This is a genomic window from Planctomycetaceae bacterium, assembly GCA_041398825.1.
Lineage (GTDB): Bacteria > Planctomycetota > Planctomycetia > Planctomycetales > Planctomycetaceae > F1-80-MAGs062.
The window spans coordinates 41,927-61,283 of record JAWKTX010000014.1 but is presented as its reverse complement, the minus strand read 5'-3'; the positions used below and the strand labels follow the sequence as shown (position 1 = coordinate 61,283).

Annotated in this window: 20 protein-coding genes; 6 read left to right on the top strand and 14 right to left on the bottom strand. The window is 54.6% G+C overall.

Features of this window, described 5'->3' with window-relative positions; all coding sequences use genetic code 11:
• Positions 1-123: 123 nt before the first annotated feature.
• From R3C20_21785 to R3C20_21770, 4 genes are all read right to left on the bottom strand, one after another.
• Positions 124-531, bottom strand: a complete 408-nt coding sequence (locus R3C20_21785; protein ID MEZ6043138.1) for a hypothetical protein — start codon at positions 529-531, stop codon at positions 124-126.
• Between the two features lie 589 nt (positions 532-1,120).
• On the bottom strand, positions 1,121-2,167 hold the full coding sequence (locus tag R3C20_21780) for a DUF1559 domain-containing protein (protein ID MEZ6043137.1): 1,047 nt from the start codon (positions 2,165-2,167) through the stop codon (positions 1,121-1,123).
• Complete coding sequence (locus R3C20_21775; protein ID MEZ6043136.1) at positions 2,164-3,504, bottom strand: ATP-binding protein; 1,341 nt, start codon at positions 3,502-3,504, stop codon at positions 2,164-2,166. Before R3C20_21775 ends, R3C20_21780 begins: the two co-directional genes overlap by 4 nt.
• 80 nt (positions 3,505-3,584) lie before the next feature.
• Entirely contained in the window at positions 3,585-4,262 is a 678-nt protein-coding gene (locus R3C20_21770; GenBank protein MEZ6043135.1) for a response regulator transcription factor, read from the bottom strand.
• Positions 4,263-4,773: 511 nt separating this feature from the next.
• On the opposite strand from R3C20_21770, the gene R3C20_21765 reads away from it, so the two are divergent.
• Complete coding sequence (locus tag R3C20_21765) at positions 4,774-6,906, top strand: calcium-binding protein (GenBank protein MEZ6043134.1); 2,133 nt, start codon at positions 4,774-4,776, stop codon at positions 6,904-6,906.
• 128 nt (positions 6,907-7,034) lie between these two features.
• Complete coding sequence (locus R3C20_21760) at positions 7,035-7,169, top strand: hypothetical protein (protein ID MEZ6043133.1); 135 nt, start codon at positions 7,035-7,037, stop codon at positions 7,167-7,169.
• A 418-nt stretch (positions 7,170-7,587) separates the two neighbouring features.
• Here R3C20_21760 and R3C20_21755 read toward each other — a convergent pair whose 3' ends face one another.
• Positions 7,588-7,878, bottom strand: coding sequence for a hypothetical protein (locus tag R3C20_21755; protein ID MEZ6043132.1), 291 nt, complete (start codon positions 7,876-7,878; stop codon positions 7,588-7,590).
• A 119-nt stretch (positions 7,879-7,997) separates the two neighbouring features.
• On the opposite strand from R3C20_21755, the gene R3C20_21750 reads away from it, so the two are divergent.
• Positions 7,998-8,876 carry a DUF1559 domain-containing protein gene (locus R3C20_21750; protein MEZ6043131.1) on the top strand — a complete coding sequence of 293 codons (879 nt, stop codon included), beginning with the start codon at positions 7,998-8,000 and terminating at the stop codon, positions 8,874-8,876.
• A gap of 212 nt (positions 8,877-9,088) precedes the next feature.
• On the opposite strand, the gene R3C20_21745 is transcribed toward R3C20_21750, so the two are convergent.
• The 3 genes from R3C20_21745 to R3C20_21735 all read right to left on the bottom strand — a co-directional run bounded on the left by R3C20_21745 (position 9,089) and on the right by R3C20_21735 (position 10,710).
• Positions 9,089-9,490 (bottom strand): cupin domain-containing protein, encoded by a 402-nt coding sequence (locus R3C20_21745; GenBank protein ID MEZ6043130.1) that lies wholly within the window; start codon positions 9,488-9,490, stop codon positions 9,089-9,091.
• A gap of 87 nt (positions 9,491-9,577) precedes the next feature.
• Positions 9,578-10,048, bottom strand: a complete 471-nt coding sequence (locus R3C20_21740; protein MEZ6043129.1) for a nuclear transport factor 2 family protein — start codon at positions 10,046-10,048, stop codon at positions 9,578-9,580.
• 110 nt (positions 10,049-10,158) lie between these two features.
• A complete protein-coding gene (locus R3C20_21735) occupies positions 10,159-10,710 on the bottom strand; it encodes a peroxidase-related enzyme (protein MEZ6043128.1) in 552 nt (183 codons plus the stop codon).
• Between the two features lie 235 nt (positions 10,711-10,945).
• Between R3C20_21735 and R3C20_21730 the strand changes: the two genes are divergently transcribed.
• A complete protein-coding gene (locus R3C20_21730; protein MEZ6043127.1) occupies positions 10,946-12,571 on the top strand; it encodes a sigma 54-interacting transcriptional regulator in 1,626 nt (541 codons plus the stop codon).
• An 8-nt stretch (positions 12,572-12,579) separates the two neighbouring features.
• On the opposite strand, the gene R3C20_21725 is transcribed toward R3C20_21730, so the two are convergent.
• The 3 genes from R3C20_21725 to R3C20_21715 all read right to left on the bottom strand — a co-directional run bounded on the left by R3C20_21725 (position 12,580) and on the right by R3C20_21715 (position 15,865).
• The gene (locus tag R3C20_21725) at positions 12,580-13,473 is read right to left on the bottom strand and encodes an exo-alpha-sialidase (GenBank protein ID MEZ6043126.1); all 894 of its coding nucleotides are present in this window, start codon (positions 13,471-13,473) and stop codon (positions 12,580-12,582) included.
• Positions 13,376-14,530, bottom strand: a complete 1,155-nt coding sequence (locus R3C20_21720; protein ID MEZ6043125.1) for an alpha/beta hydrolase-fold protein — start codon at positions 14,528-14,530, stop codon at positions 13,376-13,378. Before R3C20_21720 ends, R3C20_21725 begins: the two co-directional genes overlap by 98 nt.
• A 606-nt stretch (positions 14,531-15,136) precedes the next feature.
• Entirely contained in the window at positions 15,137-15,865 is a 729-nt protein-coding gene (locus R3C20_21715; GenBank protein MEZ6043124.1) for a CPXCG motif-containing cysteine-rich protein, read from the bottom strand.
• A gap of 428 nt (positions 15,866-16,293) precedes the next feature.
• On the opposite strand from R3C20_21715, the gene R3C20_21710 reads away from it, so the two are divergent.
• A complete protein-coding gene (locus R3C20_21710; GenBank protein ID MEZ6043123.1) occupies positions 16,294-16,557 on the top strand; it encodes a hypothetical protein in 264 nt (87 codons plus the stop codon).
• Positions 16,554-16,955, top strand: coding sequence for a TspO/MBR family protein (locus R3C20_21705; GenBank protein ID MEZ6043122.1), 402 nt, complete (start codon positions 16,554-16,556; stop codon positions 16,953-16,955). The genes R3C20_21710 and R3C20_21705 overlap by 4 nt, the downstream gene beginning before the upstream one ends.
• A 553-nt stretch (positions 16,956-17,508) precedes the next feature.
• On the opposite strand, the gene R3C20_21700 is transcribed toward R3C20_21705, so the two are convergent.
• The 3 genes from R3C20_21700 to R3C20_21690 form a co-directional block, all read right to left on the bottom strand.
• Positions 17,509-18,132 (bottom strand): DUF4287 domain-containing protein, encoded by a 624-nt coding sequence (locus tag R3C20_21700; protein MEZ6043121.1) that lies wholly within the window; start codon positions 18,130-18,132, stop codon positions 17,509-17,511.
• Positions 18,133-18,191: 59 nt separating this feature from the next.
• Positions 18,192-18,653, bottom strand: coding sequence for a GyrI-like domain-containing protein (locus R3C20_21695; GenBank protein ID MEZ6043120.1), 462 nt, complete (start codon positions 18,651-18,653; stop codon positions 18,192-18,194).
• A 75-nt stretch (positions 18,654-18,728) separates the two neighbouring features.
• The gene (locus R3C20_21690) at positions 18,729-19,352 is read right to left on the bottom strand and encodes a YdeI/OmpD-associated family protein (GenBank protein ID MEZ6043119.1); all 624 of its coding nucleotides are present in this window, start codon (positions 19,350-19,352) and stop codon (positions 18,729-18,731) included.
• Positions 19,353-19,357: the final 5 nt, after the last annotated feature.

Here is a 19,357-nt window from a genome sequence, read left to right as displayed (position 1 = left end):
TGAACGCAGTGTCAGCGCAGAATTAGAAGTGGGTTCGCCGGGTCTCGCCGGTTACCTGCCCTGTCTGAAATGGCCGGTTTGAGTCTACTCCGAAAGCAAATCTGTTGACGGCGGTTTGAGGACTCATTCGCTTTGGCCAAACAGACCTCGCACTGCGGTAACCAGACCGATAACAAGCAGGATCGGCGGATAGAAGAAGATTCGTCCTGCAGACCATCCCGCAACAAACCAGACCACGGCGCCGACCATCATCGCGACGCCTTTCAAAATCATGCCGCCATCCACGCCGGAACTGCGTTGATACTGTGCTGCCGGTGGTTCATTACCGGTTCCTTTGAGTGTAGGCTGTGCTGAAGATTTCGTTCTTTTTCGTGATCGCCCAGGCATCGGGCCTGTGCCAACCGGGTCGACATAGGGATCGTACGAATCCGCTCCATCGTCCCACGGATCGGATCCAAAGGGATCGGCCGCATAAGGATCATCATTGGATCGGTGATCGTCCTGCCTGGACTTTCGTCCTGGTTTAGCCATTCGTCTGGGTTGTGGTTGTGGAGGTGCTTCGGCGGAAACTCGCCGAGCCTTGCGCGGTGCCGCGGAAGCAGGGGGCGTTCCGCTCGCTGCGGACGAACGCGGCCCGGCGCTTTTCCCAGTCGCGGCGCTTTTCCCAGTCGCGGCGCTTTTCCCAGTCGCGGCGCTTTTCCCAGTCGCGGCGCTTTTCCCGGGCGCGGCAACTGCACGATTGGGGGCACGACGTGATGGAGCTTCTCGCGGAGCCGAGGTCTTGCCATCGGCTGTAACCGGGAGGATCTCGCTGCACCCGGGGCATCGAATCTTCTTTCCGGCAGCCGCTGCAGGGACCGCCAGAAGTTTTTGACAGGAGTGGCAGCGGATCTGAATCTTTGAGGACATTTTCTCGCATCCCGGCGGGTTGCATGCGGTCGACAGACGTCCGGCCATTCTCATGAAAGAGGCATTTTTTTTGCAACAAAACTTCGGGTCGAATTCTGACAACGGCAGGAAAACATGTCCGTTGGAGGCGTTGCGACCCGGAGAACGGCCTGCGGCAGCTTTTCGTCCCGGTTGATTGATGCGGGGCCACCGGGAACAGTGGCAAGTCAATTCAATATTCTCCGATGACTTCACCGCTGCTTCGCGTGCCAAGCCCTCTCCAGATTTCCAGCGCAATGTTGCTGCTGATTGATCGGACAGATCCGTCCATTAACGCGGCATGAACAAGGCCCGTGTGATAGCTTCTGGATGTCACAGCCGCATAGGTCGGCTGATGCAGGCTTGTGCCTTCGTAGCGTGATGAAAAATCGATGTCGTAGGGACGATTGTCCGAATGAACATACTGCACACTTGCGTTGGGTGGGAACACGGTCGTAAAACCGCTGTCATGAACCGTTCCTTCGCACCATTCATTGTGTCCGGTGTTGTCATTCGTGTGTGGCCCCAGTCCAAACTGAGCACCTCCTGCAAATTGGGAGATATAGTTGTCGTTGGGAGGAACCGCAGGACCCGGGTCGGCGGTGTCACGAAAGTACGATTGAAACGATTTGACTTCTGAGGCCGCAAGTGTCTGACTGAGTCCGTCCCTGCAGGAATCGATCGACAGTGATGAGTTGGGGAAGAACACGCCATCGCTGCCGGTATTTGTACGGGGGTCATAGACCAGCCAGGTGCCGAAATTGAATCCATAGTTGACCGGCTGCACGAAACCTTCCCCCGGTCCGGCGTCGTAGAGTGTGCCGGCATTCGGATCGGATGGGCAGTGATACGTTTCGATGTACAGTTGTTGAATTCCAGTGGCGAGATTCTCCGGTTCATGCCATTCCACATCCAGTCGAACCTGACTGTATGCATTGCCCTGTTCCAGGTAGGGCAACAGTCTTCCGTGGACGCTCCATGACCCCTTGAGTGAGAACACAAAGCTGGGAGGGAGTTTGTCGTGAACGTCTGAATAATTATGCAGTGCCAGGCCGATCTGGCGCAGATGATTCCGGCACTGAATCCTTCTTGCGGCTTCACGTGCGGACTGTACGGCAGGCAGCAACAAAGCGATCAGCACGGCAATAATGCCGATGACGACGAGTAGTTCGATGAGTGTAAAGGCTTTTCTTTGTCGCATGTTTGTTGAGTCTGTCTCAGACTGGCTATTGGGCATCATTCCGAAGTCCGGCCCGGCAGAATAACAGTGAATCTCGTTCCTGTTTCCGGGGCGTTTTCGGCTTGAATGCTCCCGCCGTGTGCCTCAGCGATGGATTTGCAAATGGCGAGCCCCAGTCCCGTACCACCGGTTGCTCGCGTGCGGGACGTATCGACCCGATAAAATCGTTTGAAGATGTGCGGCAGATGTTCCTCCGGGATCCCCTCTCCGGAGTTTTCGATAACGTAGTGCGCTGTGTGTTGGTGAATCCTGCAGCGGAGCAGAATTCGTCCCGAAGCCGGCGTATATTTCACGGCGTTGTCCAGCAGGTTGTAAAACATCTGGCTTAGCTGAATATCATCCCCTTTGACATACCATTCCGGCAGTTCTCCGGCTTCGAATGTCAAACCTCGTTCCATGGCAAGGCCTCGAAACTTTTCCGCGACGTCCTTCAACAACGCATCGACAGGAACGATATCTTCGGGCGGGGCGTCGATATGCGCATCGTGTCGACTGAGAACCAGAAGCTGGTCGACCAGCAAAGCCAGCCGGTTTGTTTCTTCCAGTGTGACCCCGATTGCTTTGCGATAGTCGTCCGTGGAACGGGAGCTTCTCAAAGCGATTTCCGCTTCCGTTCTCATAACCGTCAGCGGGCTTCGTAGTTCATGTGCGGCGTCTGCAGTGAATTGTCGCATATCACTGATCGATGCCTGAAGTCGATCGAACGTGTGGTTGAGCGTTGTGCCCAGCCGTCCGAGTTCGTCGTCAGGATTCGGACACTCAATTCGCTGACTGAGGTTATCTGCCGAAATCATTTCGGCGGTGCTGGCAATCTCTTCAATAGGTTGCAGAGTGCCCCGGGCAAGAAAATAGCCAACGACGACCGTCACAAGAACCGCTGCAGGACCAATGCCAAGGATCATCCACACATAGAAAAGGAACTCCTTGTTCAGTTCGGAACGCGGAGAGAGGACCTGCAGCAGCATCGGATTGGATCTGGAGTCTCGCATCGCCATCGTCAGCAGGCGATACGGGCCAAGATTCGTCAGCTCGATATTGTCGAAGACGGGACCTCGAAGCTCGCCGGCGTTGTAAGTCACCGGGAGATCAATGAAATTCAGGAATCGACTGCGAAACAACGTCCTTCCGTCTTCGGAGATCACACGAAAGTGGTAATGAGCATGGACGGCATAGCGCTGTTGCAGCTGTTCCTGAAGATTTTCGATGTCCGGGCAGAAGCTGATTTCCTCGATTAGTTCTCTGAGTTCTTCAAACAGAACGCGATCGACCGTTGCGATCAGGTGCTGTCGTACGATGAACAGCAGAGTAAGACTGAATACGGTCAACAGCGCGGTCATGACAACCGCGTTCCAGAACGTCAGACGCCAGCGTATGCTCCACGTCCGGATCCGGCGAAAGGGATTCGGTTGCGGGACGTTCAAGGAGAATCTCCCAGTCGATACCCCTCACCTCGCACAGTATGCAGCACGGTTTTCCAGTGCGGACGTTCGATCCGTTTCCTCAGCTGATTGATCTGAACATCGATAACATTGGTCCATGTAGCAGTCGCGGCCTTCCAGACATCGCGCGCGATCATTTCCCGCGAAACAACCTGGCTGCACCGATGCATCAGGTACTCCAGAAGGTCGAACTGTCTTTGTGTCAGTGTGATCACTTCGCCGTCCCGTTTGACAGTCCGCGCCAGCAGGTCGATCTCCAGATTGTCGTATCGCAGGACTGTTTCATTGTCCGTGAAATTTCTCCGCAGCAGCGCTCGAAGTCGCGCAAGCAGTTCGTCAAAAGAAAACGGTTTGACAAGGTAATCATCTGCACCGCTGTCGAGACCGATGATGCGATCCTGAACCGAATCGCGGGCCGTCACAATTATGATGGGTTTCACAAAACCTTCGTCGCGAAGCCGTCGCATGGTACTCAGCCCATCTCCATCAGGCAGCGCTAAATCCAGGATGACAGCGTCCAACGGCTCTCGCGTCGCAATCATATAGGCTTCGGTGCCTCCCATGGCGGTGAAGACTGCGTGTCCTTCCTCTTCCAGCCCTCGGCGGAGGCTTTGCAGCAGAGCTGCCTGGTCTTCAACAACTAACAATCGGGCCATTGCTGGAGTTTCTTCATCTGAAATGATCGCTTGCCGGTGGTATGGAAACCACATGTTAGATTTGATTACGACCGTCTCTGGCGAGACTGTCCACAAAGTTAAACAAAAACTAATGAAGACGACGATCAGCCCGTTAAAAACAGTACCCAATACGTCAGCCGGGGACGCCTTCGCTGGCCTTTGCCGGACACCGATCCCTCACTGATGTGTCGGAGTGCCTCACCATCGGCTCAGGTAACGATCATTGCTCTTCGACCATTCGCTCTTGCCCTGGCTTTCTTGCTGAGTTGGTTGGTGGCCTGCGGGAGGCTGCCTGGTCGTACGACGAAAACCGGCCATCGAATTCGTGTGATGCTGTGTAGCCATGGATGTTGAAGATGAACTTTGGCTTAGATTCGCCTCCCTGCCGTTGCTGTGAATTCACTGTGCGACGATAGTCGAATGCAGGTCGAAGATAACTTGCGAAAAGACTTGAACAGTTTTACTGCGGAATCTGCACAGGAACAATCACATGCGACATCTCAACTGGTTGGCGTCGGTCCGGGACCGAATTTCATTTGCGAAAACTACTCGTCGTCGAAAGAGAGTATCAACGGTTCAGGCACGCTCTGTGACCCTGGAGTCTCGGATCCTGTTGAGCGCTTCTGCTGCATTCGATGCGACGACCGGTGAACTGACGGTTGACAGTGACGCGGCAGATACGCTGGAGATCAATACCGATTCTTCAGGACATGTAACCCTCAACAATCTGATTGTCTCCAGTGGGGCATCACCACTCAATGCTTCGGACGTTGATTCCATTACAGTCAATGGCGGTGCAGGGGACAATCGGATCGATCTTCACAATGTGACGGCCGCATCATTTCCCTCTGTTCAGCGAGTAAGCATCTTTGGTAATGAAGGCAATGACTATATCACCGGCAGCGCACTGAGTGATGAGATTCATGGAGGAAACGGAGATGATGCATTAGTTGGGGGTGATGGAGACGACAACATTTCCGGGGATGCCGGAAACGATCGCATCTGGGGCGACGCAGGAGATGATACGCTGCAGGGCGGTGTCGGAGATGACATTCTGATTGGTGCAGAGGGGAATGACACAGAATTCGGCGGAGATGGCTCTGATCGGCTATTCGGCGGTGCAGGAAGTGACAGCCTGAATGGAGGCGCCGGACTGGATCGCATCCATGGCAACGAAGGTTCAGACAACCTTCAGGGAGGAGACGGCACGGACTATCTTTACGGAGGCGCTGACGACGATCAGCTGAACGGGAATGCGGGTGACGACATTGAATATGGCGGCGCCGGAAACGACATGATCGAAGGCGGAGGCGGTAATGATCGACTGTTCGGCGAAGACGGAAACGATCGCCTCTGGGGGAACGACGGAGATGACGTGCTGGATGCCGGAACCGGTGACGATTCGATCAGCGGTGGTGCGGGCGACGATGCCGGATATGGTGGTGCCGGGGTCGATCGAATAGCCGGGGGCATCGGAAACGACCGTCTGTTTGGACAGGATGGCAATGATACGCTTTGGGGTGAAGACGGCCTGGATGAAATCCATGGCGGCATTGGCAACGACCTGATCTACGGCGGAACCAGTGATGACCGTCTGTATGGTGATGCCGGCCAGGACAAGGTATTCGGCGACGCGGGTGCAGATGATCTCTATGGAGGTATGGACGACGATCGTTTGTACGGCGGTGATGATAATGACACGCTCCGAGGTGAAGCGGGCAATGATCTGGAATACGGCGGCTCCGGCGTAGACAGCATCCTCGGAGGTGCCGGAGATGACCGGCTCTTCGGGGAGGGAGACAACGACCGGTTGTGGGGCGAATCGGGCAACGACATGCTCGATGGTGGTTCTGGAGACGACAATCTTAGCGGTGGTGTTGGCAACGATTCTGAATATGGTGGCGACGGGCTGGACCGGATCGCGGGTGGAGCAGGCAACGACCGACTTTTTGGCAACGATGGCAACGATACGCTTTGGGGCGAAGACGGTCTGGATGAAATTCGGGGCGGTCAGGGAAATGACATCGAGTATGGCGGTTCCGGGGATGATCGCCTGTACGGTGACGACGGCGCCGACCGAATGTGGGGCGATGATGGAGCGGATGATCTCCGGGGTGGAACCGGGAATGATTTGATTTCCGGCGGTCTGGGCGATGACAGTCTGCACGGCAATGCCGGGGCAGATCATCTGTATGGTGACGACGGCAACGACATCGAATACGGGGGATACGGTACAGATCAACTTTCCGGAGGCGCCGGAAGTGACGAACTCTTCGGTGAAAGCGGTAATGATCTGATTCAGGGCGGCTCTGGTGATGACTCGCTCGACGGCGGCTTTGGTGATGACGTCCTGAATGGTGAAGAAGGCAACGACACAGAACACGGCGGGAGCGGAAATGACTCCATCCAGGGCGGTGTTGGTGATGATTCGCTCTACGGTGATGACGGCGACGATACCGTCCACGGAGACGACGGACGGGATACGCTGTTCGGTGGTACGGGCCTGGATGATCTGCTTGGTGGCCTGGGACTCGATGACATCGACGGGCGCGGCGACGGAGACGGAGATCACGAAGACGGCAACGACCATGATGGCAATCACACCGGCGGTAACGACGACTAGTCTGCAGTGACGTGGTCTGTCTCGTTGAGTGGTGTCTTGCCACACGGACTCCCTGAAAGTCCTGAGCAGGTTAATCCGCACTTCATTGTTTCATTCCCTCTTTCAGTATCTCGCGAATCGATGCGGATGTGTGCCGGTATCGAGATGTACGCATCGCAGATTCCGTTGCCGCCGAAGACGATCTTTTTGCTCTCGATGCCGCACTTGCCGCGTGGGCCGAAGGTCATGCGACGGATGCTCTGGACTTGCTGAACGGAATGTGATTACAGGGCCCCTAATTACGTGGCCAACACGGTATTCGAGCATCGGTGTTTGCGCAACAGGTTTGCGCTGGGCGAATTCAGGTGCAGAAATGATGACCAAGTCAGCCTTGAGTCGCCATTCGGGTGAATGGCCGGGCCGACGAATTTCACTTGTTAAATGGAGAACTCTTTCATGAACATCTCACATACCAGCAGCAACATGCGGCACCTTCTCGCAGTAATAGCAGCAGCCTGCATTGTTCACTGCGGGCTGATGCCGGCAGCAGAAGCCGGAATCGGCAGTGCTCAGAAAGCAAGGCTCAGCGTGGGTTTGATTTTGCATGCCAATGGACGGACAGAATTAATCGAAGTGCGCGTGGACGACGGACAGACGGAAGACAAGGAGAACGAAGACAAGAATGATTCCTCGACAAATCGTTCAGGCAACGGGAACAACGATCGGTCCAACGAACGGCATGATGACGGTGCCGAAGAGCATGGTCAGAATGATGACGACAACAACCACCATGACGACAGCAATCACCGTGACGACGGCAATCACCATGACGACGGCAATCACCATGACGACGGCAACCACCGTGACGACGGCAATCACCATGACGACGGCAATCACCGTGACGACGGCAATCACCATGACGACGGCAATCACCATGACGGTGACGAACATGGTCACTCCGGGCATCACGATGATGACTGATCTGAATTCCATGCCATAGACACGAAGGCAGGGTACTTATCCGCGGCGTCGGCGAGTCCACAGAGTGACCGAACAATGTGGATTCGCCGTTCCATCATCACAATTCTGATTTACACAAGGGAGTTGTCGCCATGATGTCATCACAGCAAAGCCGGAAGCCAGCTGGATTTGTCCCTCGGCTTCGTCGAGGCTTCACGCTGATCGAATTAATGGTTGTGATCTCCATCATTGCAATGCTTGTTTCATTGATGGCACCCGCTGTGCTTCAGGCAGTTGCCCGGTCGCGGCAGCTGCAATGCATGAACAATCTGCGGCAAATCAGCGTTGCCATTCATTCGTTTCACTGCACGAACCGACGATTACCCGAGGGCAATCAGCCCAATCGATTGTGGACATTCCAGTCGCGACTGTTGCCGTTTCTTGGGCGATCCGACCTGTCAGACAGAATCGATTTCAGCTTTCCCGATTACTGCTTCTTCTACCGGTACAAAGACGAAGAGGGCTTCGAACCTCAGTCTGTGGTGTTGAATACGTTTTCCTGCCCTTCCGACCCAAACTCCGGAAGCATATGCGAGACGTATGCATCCACCCACGGCCGTCATGCCGTAAACAATTATCTGGGCATCATCGGTTCGGCTCCGGAAGCCGGAGATGGTCTGCTCTACAGCGGCAGTCGCATCTGCCTGGAAGACGTCAGGGACGGGACCACCAATACGCTGATTCTGGGAGAACGCGGGCTGCCGTCCGATCTGCAACTGGGATGGTCTATCTGTGCCGGCGGCGAAAAACCTGACTATTCAGGAAATCAGGACAATGTACTGAGCACTGAGGCTCCTCTGGCAGAAGGCTCCGACGATGGCACACATAACAATCATTTCTGGAGTCATCACGCTGGATCTGTAGTCTTTGCCTTCGCCGATGGTTCCGTGAAGCCACTTTCCACAACAATCAGTCATCCGGTCTTCCAGTCACTTTCCACGCGCAGCAAAGGGGACAACGTGTCGTTTTGACTTCGCTTCGAGCGGCTTCATGGGCAGGGGCGATACGAGCCGTATCGCACCGACCGTTGTATGAATTTTGATATCACATCGGCCACGTTCGTCAGGGAACCAGGTCGGGCTGGCGCATGACAATCCGAAGGTACTCATGATTCCCGAGCCGCTTCGTTCTGAAGCCTGAAATGCATTCTGCAGAAATCATCTCAACAGAGGTAAAGCTGGTGCTATGAAAGCGCCGGAGCGCTCAGCGACTCGCCATCACGCGGCAGGTCGTATTGGATCCATTCCGGGCTGAGGTGGAAATCCACGGAATCCAGACGACCGGGGCCGAGATTCTTGTAAGCATGCGGCACGTTCGCTGGACCAATGACGAGCGACCCGGCGGTCGCTTCGAACTGTCGATCGCCCACTGTAAATTGAGCACGTCCCTCCAGGATATGAAAGATTTCGTCGTACGGATGCACGTGCAGGTTGGGCCCCTCCCCGATCACGTCCGTGCTGTAACGAATGACGACGCAATCAACGCCGAAGTGATGGCCTTCCTGAGAACCCAGCGGCGGGCTGGAATTCTTAAGCCACTCTTCGGGGCGAATCAGAACGGGTTCGATCCTGCTGGGTCTCGGCATAATCCCCACCTCGTTTGCTGGCGATGTTTCGAATGGATCGTTCACAATCTGCGAACGGCTGTGATGGATTCTAACGATGAAGTGATATCATCGCAGCTCTTCGATTTCGAAACCCACTGCGGGTCGAGGTGAACCAGAAGCCCAGGTAAATCTGCGATCGCGTGAATCGATCGCCACGTCGTTGATGCTGGCTTCCCGACGCCGCATCAAGCCATCGGCATCGAATTCCCAGTTCTCGTTTCCGTAGGCTCGGTACCAACCGCCATCGGCCAATCGATACTCGTACTGGAATCGAACAGCGATGCGATTTCCGGTAAACGCCCACAACGATTTGACGAGGCGATAGTCCAGTTCACGTTGCCACTTCTGCGTCAGGAATTCAACGATCTGATCACGTCCACAGACAAACTGATCGCGATTGCGCCACTCGGTATCGATCGAGTAGGCTTGCGCAATACGAACGGGGTCCTGCGAATTCCAGGCGTTCTCGGCCGCCTGAACTTTCGCCAACGCCGACCGGAGGTTGAAAGGGGGCAGAATCGAAAGTGGGCTGGGCATGTCAGAGCCTTTTGTGGTCTTGAGAAGGCGGACTGATTTTGTGACCTGTGGGTGACATTGGAAATGCCGCCGTCGGGAAAAATCCCGGACGGCGGCCGCATACGTCAACATCAGGCGACTTTGCAGTTGAGGCATTCTGCTGCTGGAAAGTCGATATCGGGATCAGCGACGTGATTGAAGTAGTTGGTGAAAATGTTCAATGCAACATTCGCCACCACTTCGGCAACATCACCATCGGTGAAGCCCTGGTCACGCAGCTCCTGCAGGTCTTCAGTAGTGACATGGCCACGTTCGTCGACCAACTTTCGAGCGAAGCGAATCAGAGAGTCACTTCTGGAGTCGACTGCCGAACCCTGTCGCGCGTCACGGATCTGATCGAGGCTGAGGCCAGCCATCTTGCCGAGGGCCGAATGGGCCGCGAGACAATAGTCGCATTGGTTTGCCTCGCCGACCGCCAGGGCGATCTGCTCGCGTTCCTGATTCGACAACGATCCGCCGGCCAGCCCGCCGCTGAACTGCAGATACGCCCCCAGCGCGGCAGGCGAGTTGCCGATCGCACGCATCATGTTGGGGACCATACCGAGCTTCCCTTTCACGGCAGTGAACAGTTCAGCAGATTTGCCGGTGGCGTTTTCGGGAGAGATTTGATGAATTCGGGACATGACCTGGTTCTCCAGTCACAAGGGTTGAGAAATAGAAACGCTCACACTCGACGTGAGTCAGAGCGATAGAATCCCTGTTTCACTTTCCGTGCCAAAACAGGCACATAAGTCGCAAGTCATTTCAAGAAAACATCTTACGGATCGCGACATGAATCTTGCGGTGCCACGAAATTTCGTGCACAATCAATATCTCGTGCCAATCCAACGAAATATCGTTGAAATGGAGACCCGGTGGATGAGCCTTCAGAAACATGCGATATTCGGCGACCCGACCGAGATCCTGCTGGCGATTTCCGGCAAACACCATCTGCCGGAACTGCTGCCTCTGGCGGTAAGGCTGCTGGCACCCGACGAGCAGGTTGCACTGGTCCGAATCTGGCTGGTACGCTCGCCGGAAGAAGGTGATTGCCTGAACTGTCCGATGGCTGGCGAGTGCCATCATCGTCAGCGATGTTTGCATCTTGTTGCCAGCTACGGCCACCCACTCCATGACAATCAACACTGGGAACGGACGACAGGCGACTTCCGTCGCATGCCGATGGCGGTACGCAAGATTGGTCACATTGCGGCGACGGGGGAGACGGTTCAGATCGACGACGTCTCGGCCGACTCACCCTGGATCGCACGTCCTGACTGGGTACGCGATGAAGCGGTCCGATCGTTCTTTGGCTTGCCGCTTCGGTATCGTGATGAAACGCTTGGAGTCCTGGCGTTGTTCTCCCGCAAGCAGATGGCTGTTTCCTGCTGTGACTGGCTGCGGATGATTGCCGATCACCTGGCCGCCGCGATCGCCAACGCTCGGGCGGTCGATGAGATTGAGATGCTGAAAGCGAGGCTCGAACAAGAGAATGAGTACTTGCGCGAGGAGGTTGAAGTCGCATCGATGGGTGAACTGGTAGGCAACAGCCCGGCGCTGCAGATGATCAGTCAGCAGATTGACCTGGTGGCTCCCACGGATTCTTCGGTCCTGATACTGGGTGAAAGCGGGACGGGAAAGGAGCTGATCGCACGGGAACTCCATCGACGCAGCAACCGCTCCGAACGTCCGTTGATCAAGGTAAACTGTGCGGCTGTTCCTCGGGAATTATACGAGAGCGAGTTTTTTGGTCACTCCAAAGGATCGTTCACAGGTGCGTTGCGAGATCGTGCCGGTCGATTCGAGCTGGCTGATGGCGGCACACTGTTTCTGGATGAGATTGGGGAGATTCCACTGGATCTGCAGGCAAAACTATTGAGGGTCCTGCAGGAGGGCGAACTGGAACGGATCGGTGAAGAACAGACGCGGCGTTTGAATGTGCGAATCATTGCCGCCACCAATCGCAATCTCCGTCAGGAGTCTTCGGAGGGACGATTCCGCCAGGATCTGTTTTATCGACTCAGTGTTTTTCCAATCGAGCTGACACCGCTGCGTGAGCGAGTGCAGGACATTCCGTTGCTGGCGGAGCATTTCCTGCAGCGGTTTACTCGTCAGCTGGGACGCAGACCGCTGAAACTGACATTGGCAAACGTGCAACAATTGCAGCGGTATCGCTGGCCGGGAAACGTTCGAGAGTTGCAACACGTCCTGGAACGGGCGGTCATCATTTCCACCGACAGCAAGTTGAGATTCGATTTACCGGATGAGCCATCGTCGCTGCTGTCAAAGAAGGCGACTCCGGCGAATGCTGACCCGTCAAAACGGGTGTTGAAGGAACATGTGTTGACGGAGCAGCAGGTGCGAAACTTCGAGAAGGAAAACATCTGTCGCGCGCTGGAGGCAACCGGCGGCAAGATCTATGGCACGGGCGGTGCAGCAGAACTGCTGGGGCTGAAACCGACAACGCTATTGTCCAGGATCCGAGCTTTCGGAATCCGAAATTAAATGCTGCGTCACCGATTTGCTTCCTGCCAGATGATTCGAGAAAGCCGAATTCTGTTTGGTTCGGATCTGCGTTCCTCAGGGAACGCCATTTCGGTGCTGACAACCCAGGTTTCCGCTGGACTGAAATCCACCACTCCAAAGCCGCCAGCCAGATCCAGTCCGGTTTCGGACATCAGTACCCGCTCCGTCGAGCGGATCACACGGAGCGCATCCGGATCGACCCTTGCGATGAACAACGGAGCGCGGTTGCGAAAGACGTGATCATTGTTGGCACCACGACGCGTGTAGGCCAGGTACAATGCTTCGTCGTGGGTGATCCAGTGCTGCTGAGCGTTGTAGCTGCCAAGAATCTCGCCGTCGTCGAATTTCCACTCAGCTGGTTCTGAGTAGTTCAAACCATCGTCGCTTACAGAAACGAACGCAGATTCATCCGCTCTCATGGTGAGATAGAATCGGCCACCATGCCCGATCACGGATGGTTCGTAGAGTCCACGTCGACCAGCGAACGTCAGCTCAGAACCGTGTTCAATGTACGTCAGCTTCTCTCCGTCAAAGCGACAGCGTGCAACGATTGTCGTGTATTGTCGCGACTTTGGATCCTTGCGGTAACGAATCGGCAGCAGGACTTCACCGTTGGGCAAATCGAATCGCTGATTGCAGCCTGAGTTTGGTTCGAGAATCCGATTGCCTTCGTGATCTTTGTCGGGCAGTTCCAGCAGATTCAGGCCACTCCACTGTTTCGTACGCGGCGAGTAGACGGCATAAGAAACGCGTTCATATCCCCGGTTCTCTTTGACGCCTTTGTCAAAGCCAAAGGTCTTTCCATGAGCCAGCACGACACCGGTGGCAGCGTGCCATTGAGGGCAAACGTCGCCGATGACCAGGTCGTGACCTTCCGGCATCGAGCGACGGCGAAGACTGATGATCTCCTTCGGTTCGCTCCAAGATTTCGCACCGTCCGTCGTTTCTGTAAAATACACGTTGCGGTAACCATGGGAACCTTGCCGCTCGATCTCCTGTGTCGTCACAATCACCCGACTGGGGATTGCCTGGAATGAGTGCAGGACGTGATTGCGACCAGTGCAATTCACCGTGGCTCTGTGCGATCACAGATTCCTCTATCTGAAACGGCTCATCTGCTGATAGCCGTTCTGCCAGAAACTCCAGCATCGCATCCCCGCCGAGTTCGTAGTACTTGCCGAGGTTGTGGTTGGTGTCCTTCAAAGTGATCACGTGATGCGAGATCCCCTGCGACGTCAGGATTTCTTTCAGTGGCTGAAAGGCATCCGGTCGGTCCTGATCGCCATTGATGGTCAACAACGCGTACTGATGTGTTTTCAGCTGACCAGCGTTCTCTTTGGCGATTTCCAGCAGCGGACTTTCATCAGCGCGGCCACGAAATGACAGAGCGCCGCCCCAGCTGCCAGCAGCACAAAACAGATCAGGATGACGCAACGACAGATGCACCGAACCAGCACCACCCATCGAAAAGCCGCAGACAACGCGAGACTCAGCCGCAGGTAGCGTGCGATAACTACGGTCGATCCGCGGAATCAGTTCGTCAACGATCATCGACTCGACATCGTTTCGGTAGCCGCTCATTCCACCATTCGGAAAGACGCAAATGGCCGAAGGAAATTTGCCTGACCGGATCGCGGCAGACACACGTGAAGAGAATCCGGCGGAATCTGATTTCTCTGATCCACCGGCGCCGTGCAGGAAATAGACGACGGGGTAACGTGTCTGCCTATCCTGATCGTATTCCGGCGGCGTCCAGACAACGTATCCAACCTCGTGCCCCATCGATTGGCTGTTCAGGACATGATGAGTCAGTCCCTTCATGTCGGCGATGTCCGCATTCACCCACTTGATCTCACGCCCCCGCTGTTGAGCCGGAGAGAATGCTGCCGTCGAGATGGTTGAGATCGCAACGATTGCTGCGAGTATACCGGGAGTCATGATCGTTGCCTTGCAGAGTTGCCGGGAAATTGGCACCGGGATGACTGTTTCGAATGTACCGCCCTGATGCTTCTGACGCTGCCGACAGACAGACTCAGTGTGGTGACAATGTTCGGAGTTCACGTTTCCGCTGTCAACTTCCACATCTCTGGGCCAAGACAAAGCTTTGGGGTCTGGTTTAACTTAACTTTGCAGCCTGTTAAAGAACGGGACTGGCTCGGGCAGGAGACCTTCAGACACGACGGTTCAAAGTCATCCAGTGTGTCTGTCCCGATTTTTTGAACGGACAGTTAAAGCACTGAGTGCGGGCGAGAACATTTCCCGGGGAGGCTTGATGCCTCTGGAGCTTTTGGTGTTACTGTTCAGTCCTTTGAGTGCAGCCAGAATGCCTTGCAAGCGGAGCCAATGAAGGCTGCCCGATGGTTCATGACCTGGCGGCTTTAGAATTACGAACCGTCCTACAGTTCTCGCTGCAATACTTAACTTCGTTCCAGACCTTTCGCCATTTCTTACGCCACTGGAATGATCTTCCGCAGACTTCGCAGATCTTTTCGGGCAAATTAGCTTTCTGGTGAGGCATGGTGTTTCGAGCCATCATTAAGAAGATCAATCGTAGTCCTGTTCCGGTTCGGCCCGGATATGAACTTCCCCATCATCATCGATCTGAATATGAATCGTGTTGGATCGACAACAGACCGGACAATCTTCAACGTAACTCTGACTTGGTCCCTCGGTCAGATCCAGTGGGATCACAATTTCCTCACCGCAGGCATCACAGACGTAACTGGCCTCTTCCTGTGCGGTTGATTTGCTGTTGCTGTTAAAGACAACTGTGGATTGCTGATCGTCATCTAACCAGGGTAGTTTCTTACCCGCCGCCAACAGACGACACGCCCACAACATAACAGAAAGCGGTTCAGGATCAGCCAACCGATGGTCATTTCCAACTTCGATCAATGCTTCTGCAGGAAGTCCACTCTTTGCGACAAGTTCCATGGAGTCGGTGAATGGGATTACATCATCCTGCCGTGAATGCAGAATCACGGAATTCGGCTTTATGATTTTTGCGGTTCCCCAGTTCTTCCAGGCGGGACACAAGAGAACGAGCGGTATGCCACCGGAATCGATGTTCATCGCGATGGAACCGCCACGTGAAGAACCGACAATCACATCGGGCTGGTGCTGTTCATATTCGGCCTGGGCAGTACGGACGGCGGCATCGAAGTCGTCGTCATCGAGAGCCGGATTAATGACTTGGTGCCCGGCGTCTTTGAGGCAGGTCGGTTTGACACCACCCGGAACGCTGTGCCAGCCATGGAGAAAAAGGACCTTCATCCAGACCGCCCCCTTCTCCTGTCAATCGCCGACCTGGCTATCGCTTCCGACGTTCCCAACAGCGCACCTTTGGCCAAACTCGGACCGGCCATCGCCGTCTGAAAACTCACGTCGCCCCGGTTCCAGCGCTCTGGAACGTCGCACGCCAAAAGTCTACATAAAACAAATCTGACACAAAATCCAACACCCGACTCCACACACGTAAGATGATACAGGTACCCGGGAACACCAGAACTCAATTCCCCTGAACGACTTCAGCGTTCAGAAAAAACCGCCCGCAGGCGGCCAATAAGTTTGTGGAGTGAAGGACAATGAACTGAAGAACCACAATCCGCAAGTCCTTGTCAAAAAAGGGCTTACGAACACTGGAAATTTGTAAATTCGACACCAGCGATTTTTTGAATTGTGACAACGAAACGGAACCAGGAATGAAACACACCTGCGATCAACTGCCTGAAGAAACAACCTATGTGAATCTTGCTGCGTTGCTGAGGTCGGGGGGAAAACTCGAAATCGGCGAAGATCGTTCGATTGGGTCGTTTGCCAGAATTCGCGAAGGAAATCAAACGATCACCGTTCATGCGACCTATCGAGATTTTGCAGCAGTCCTGAAAGAAATGGAAGCCCGGGCAAAGGGACTGCTGCACGGTGCATACGACAATCTCGATCAGCAGGAGGAGTCCGAAGTATGACCTGGATCGAATGGTACAACAGCCTTGAAAAACCGTCGTGGACGCCGGAGCCATCGACCATTGGGACGATCTGGCAGATTCTTTACCCGATCATCCTGATCACGTTCGGCTTCCTGTTTGTGCAGGCCATCAGGAAGAAGGTGCCGTGGATGGTGGCTCTGCCGTTCGCCATCAACCTCGTGGCAAACCTGATCTTTACGCCAATTCAATTCGGGCTTCGGAACCTGCCGTTGGCGGCTTTGGACATTGTGATCGTTTGGGCGACAATCATCTGGATGATGGCAGCGATTTGGAAGCACTACAAATGGGTCGCTGTGGCACAGGTGCCGTATTTTGTCTGGGTGTCGATTGCCAGTGTCCTGCAACTGTCGATGACATTGTGGAACCGGGGACGGTGATGCCTGATCACGAAAAATACATGCGCTGAGCGATTGAACTGGCGGAAAACGTACCTGAACTTCCCTTTGCCGCAGTGATCGTCGATCAAGATACCGGAGTAGTCCTTGCCGAAGGTTGGAATAAATCGTCCACCAATCCAACCTGGCACGGTGAAATCGACGCCATCAATCGATTGGCACAGGCAGGTTGCGATTGGAAAGTAACGCCACTCGCACTTTACACGACAGCCGAGCCTTGCCCGATGTGTCAGGGAGCAATTCACTGGACGGGAATAGAAACGGTCGTATTTGGTTCGTCAATTCGATTTCTTCAACAACTTGGCTGGAAACAGATCGACACATTCTGGCGGAGGAGGTTGCTCAGCGCACACCATTCAGCAAATGTACATCCATTAGTGGCGTGCTTAAGGACGAGTGCAATTCGTTGTTTGAATCCACATCAGGGAAAGACCGTAAATGACACCGCAAAAACTCAACGCTTCCAAATCGCAATCAACAGGCATTCATCGGACAAGACCCCTGAAGCGACTTCTTGTTCTGCCCTCAACAACGATTACTCCTCAGCCAGATTTGCAAGTCCGTTCAGCACTCCTCGCCAATGAGAGTTCATTTCCTCACGAACCTTCTGTGATGGCAGATGTTCGAGGTGGACTCGCAAGGAAGTCTTTTCTCCGTTCCCGACCAAAGCAATTTGCAGCGTCGCTGGTCGTTTCATGTCTGGCCGATGCCAAGTTAAACGAACTCGGTTGCCCGGCTTGACGACTCGAATCTCACCCTTGATTCCGCAAGCGGTCTCGCAGGTCTTTCCCTCGGTCAACGAAAGGCGGCTCACTTTGCCCAGCCAGAGGGCTATCCCTCTGTGAGACGCCAACAGCGACCAAGTTTGACCGAGATCGATCGGAAGTGCCTTCTGAACACCAACCTGAAATCCGGTGTCAGCAGTCTGGCCAACGGCCCGGCGTCCCATTGATTTCTCATAGGCGACGGTGACGGACTGTTGCCACCAGTCAGTTAGCTCATAGTTGTCCTTCAGGTAGGCCACGATCTCCCTGTGATCCCATTTCTTGGCACCGGACTTGTCGAGAATGGCAAACCACTCGGACCAAACGTGGCCAGTTGCCTTCTGCACGGCTTTGTCCGAAACGCCGTCGAGTTTCTTAGCCGGTTTCTTTGCCATCGTCTCTTCTCTTACAGCAACCACAACATGACATGAGGGACGTACGGATTCCGGCTTGCTCACATGCCATTCGCCTTCAACGCCATCAAGATCGCCGTTTCTGCTTCTGACTCGTCATCGCCCTCACACGAATGGCCGTAAACTTCAAGGGATGGCATCGTGACCGTCTCGCCACGGGCAGAAAGCTCGGCCTTCAACGCTTGCCACTTCTGAGGCAACTCTTGGTACGGGCCGATGTGCAGATGCTTAGAGTACCGACCCAACTCGAATTCGCATGACTCCAACGACTTAGGGATGATTGCCGGGTCAGCATTTCTGACTTCGACACCAACAAACATTCGGTCGTCGGCAAAGTAAACCCAATGGTTGATGCCTGCAGTCTTGAGACCGGCTTCGTTAACGATCCTCCACATCTCGTCCATTAGCCGACAGCCAACTTCGCCGTAAGATTGGTTGCCCACGGTGGAAGATAGGCCGAACAGATTGAATTGGATCGGCACTTCGATGATTTCGATTTTCAACGACTTCTCTTTCAAATCGTGCGACACCTGAGATGGCGTTTGTACGTTTCGGTCGATCTGTGAACGTCGCAGGTTTCATCGTTCCATCGCACCTTTACCGGCAAGAATCTTGTTTCGAAATTTTGCGATGCGTGACACTCGTGTTTTCGGCGTCTTCGCCGAGTTGAGGTTAATCACATAGCTTCTCTGTCGCCCCGGCGTGAGGCCATGAAAAGCGTCGGCAAGTTCGGGGTCAGATGCCAGTGCATCGACAAGCTCGTCGGGCAGCTCGATTGTTCTTTCTTCCTTTGGCGGCTTGATGCCTGCCTCGGCATAGCTCATCGCTTCTTCCAGATACTTCAGCAAGACGGGCTCCATCTCCGCTATTTGCGCATTCTCGGTGAACCGAATCATGTCGGCGTGCTGAGTATTCGGTCCCTGCTTCTCCAGGACGCCTTCGGGGTCTTTCATCAGGGCGGCGTTGAAGAAGCTGATTCGAAAGTCGTTTCGCAGGGCACCAAGAATGACGACGTTCCGGCCTCCGTGCATGAAGCACGGATGTCCCCATTTGACGGTCTCTTCAAGCCCTGCGTTCAGGCAGATTCGGCGCAGCTCGGTCAGTCCACGGTTCCATTTTCGTGTCGAACAATCTGCGGTGGCAAAGCGCTCGCAACGCCCGCACCCATTCTCGAAATACTCGTCAATATCCGTAATCATCATGGCAA